Genomic DNA, 266 nt, shown 5'->3' on the forward strand with positions numbered 1-266 from the left:
CAATCATGGTGGATTCCTTACCAAGCTCCTCTTGCAAGTAACGTTGGATTTCTGGGTGATCGGCGATAAGAATATCTGCCTGACGGGCGGCTGACCGCTCATTCATGCGCAGCCAGATGCGCGCAAGTCGTCCCCATTTCTCTCGTCGCCACTCAATACCATCCATGTTGACGGCGTGCGGAATGGATCGTTGTTTCAGGTAACGCTGGAACACACCGGTCCCGTAGCCGAAGATCAATGCCACGGCGTTCTCTGGCACCTCTTTG

The 266-nt window shown here is 54.5% G+C and carries 1 protein-coding gene; it reads right to left on the reverse strand.

Annotated elements, in window-relative coordinates; genetic code table 11:
- The coding region (locus RVY79_RS19970) for a DUF1972 domain-containing protein (RefSeq protein ID WP_317466317.1) at window positions 1-244 on the reverse strand (244 nt) is incomplete at its 3' end.
- Between the last annotated feature and the right edge of the window lie 22 nt (window positions 245-266).

Origin of the sequence: Chromohalobacter sp. HP20-39, from assembly GCF_033052815.1 — a bacterium.
In the GTDB taxonomy this organism is placed as follows: domain Bacteria; phylum Pseudomonadota; class Gammaproteobacteria; order Pseudomonadales; family Halomonadaceae; genus Chromohalobacter.